This window comes from Nocardioides mangrovi, from assembly GCF_020073815.1.
In the GTDB taxonomy this organism is placed as follows: domain Bacteria; phylum Actinomycetota; class Actinomycetes; order Propionibacteriales; family Nocardioidaceae; genus Nocardioides; species Nocardioides mangrovi.
In genome coordinates, this window is the sequence record NZ_JAIQZJ010000034.1 from 1 (window position 1) to 1,706 (window position 1,706).

1 protein-coding gene is annotated in these 1,706 nt (G+C 69.8%); it reads right to left on the reverse strand.

Annotated features, from left to right (window positions below):
- Positions 1–47: 47 nt before the first annotated feature.
- On the reverse strand, positions 48–1,670 hold the full coding sequence (groL, locus tag K8U61_RS24680) for a chaperonin GroEL (protein WP_224125671.1): 1,623 nt from the start codon (positions 1,668–1,670) through the stop codon (positions 48–50).
- Between the last annotated feature and the right edge of the window lie 36 nt (positions 1,671–1,706).

The window sequence follows — 1,706 nt, forward strand, 5'->3', positions numbered from 1 at the left end:
CGGGGTGAATCAGCGCCGACTCGAAGGTGATGCTGCGCCGACTCGGCTCAGTGGCCGTGCCCGTGGCCGTGGCCGGCGGCGGCCGCCGGCTCCTCCTCCTCGGGCTTGTCGACGACCAGCGTCTCGGTCGTGAGCAGCATGCCCGCGATCGAGGTGGCGTTGACCAGCGCGGAGCGGGTGACCTTGACCGGGTCGAGGACGCCCTGGGCGACGAGGTCGCCGTACTCGCCGGTGGCGGCGTTGTAGCCGTTGCCGACACCGAGCTCGCGCACCTTGGTGGTGACGACGTAGCCGTTCTCGCCGCCGTTCTCGGCGATCCAGCGCAGCGGCTCGTCGGCCGCCTTGCGAACCACGCGGACGCCGATCGCCTCGTCGCCGGTGAGGCCGAGGTCGCCCTCGAGCACCGAGACCGCGTGGACGATGGCGGAGCCGCCGCCGGCGACGATGCCCTCCTCGATCGCGGCGCGCGTCGCGGAGACGGCGTCCTCGATGCGGTGCTTCTTCTCCTTCAGCTCCACCTCGGTGGCGGCGCCGACCTGGATCACACAGACACCGCCGGCGAGCTTGGCGAGGCGCTCCTGGAGCTTCTCGCGGTCCCAGTCGGAGTCGGTCGACTCGATCTCGGCCTTGATCTGGTTGACGCGGCCCTCGACCTCGGCGGCGTCGCCGGCGCCGTCGACGATCGTGGTGTTGTCCTTGGTCACCACGACGCGGCGGGCCTGGCCGAGCACCTCGAGGCCGACCTGGTCGAGCTTGAGGCCGACCTCGGGGGCGACGACCTGACCACCGGTCAGGGTCGCGATGTCCTGCATCATCGCCTTGCGGCGGTCGCCGAAGGCCGGGCTCTTCACCGCGACGGCGTTGAAGGTGCCGCGGATCTTGTTGACGACCAGGGTCGACAGGGCCTCGCCCTCGACGTCCTCGGCGAGGATGAAGAGCGGCTTGCCGGACTGGATGACCTTCTCCAGCAGCGGGAGCAGCTCGGCGACGGCCGAGATCTTGCCCTGGTGGAGCAGGATGTACGGGTCGTCGAGGACGGCCTCCATGCGCTCCGGGTCGCTGACGAAGTACTGGCTGATGTAGCCCTTGTCGAACTGCATGCCCTCGGTGAACTCGAGGTCGGTGCCCATCGAGTTGGACTCCTCGACGGTGATGACGCCGTCCTTGCCGACCTTGTCGAAGGCCTGCGAGAGCAGGTCACCGATGTGGCTGTCGCGGCTCGAGATGGTGGCGACGGAGGCCATGTCCTCGACGGACTCGACCTCGCGGGCGGCCTCCTTGAGGGCGTCGCCGACGGCCTCGGCCGCGGCGTCCATGCCGCGCTTGAGCGCCATCGGGTTGGCGCCGGCCGCGACGGCGCGCAGGCCCTCGTGGACCATCGCCTGGGCGAGCACGGTCGCGGTCGTCGTGCCGTCACCGGCGACGTCGTTGGTCTTGGTCGCGACCTCCTTGGTGAGCTGGGCACCGAGGTTCTCGAACGGGTCGTCCAGCTCGACCTCACGGGCGACGGTCACGCCGTCGTTGGTGATGGTCGGGGCGCCCCACTTCTTGTCGAGCACGACGTAGCGGCCCTTGGGGCCGAGGGTCACCTTGACGGTGTTGGCGAGCGCGTCGACGCCGCGCTCGAGGGCGCGCCGGGCGTTCTCGTCGAACTCCAGGATCTTGGGCATTTCTCTCCCTAACGAAGTCAGGTCGTGAGTCCCAGC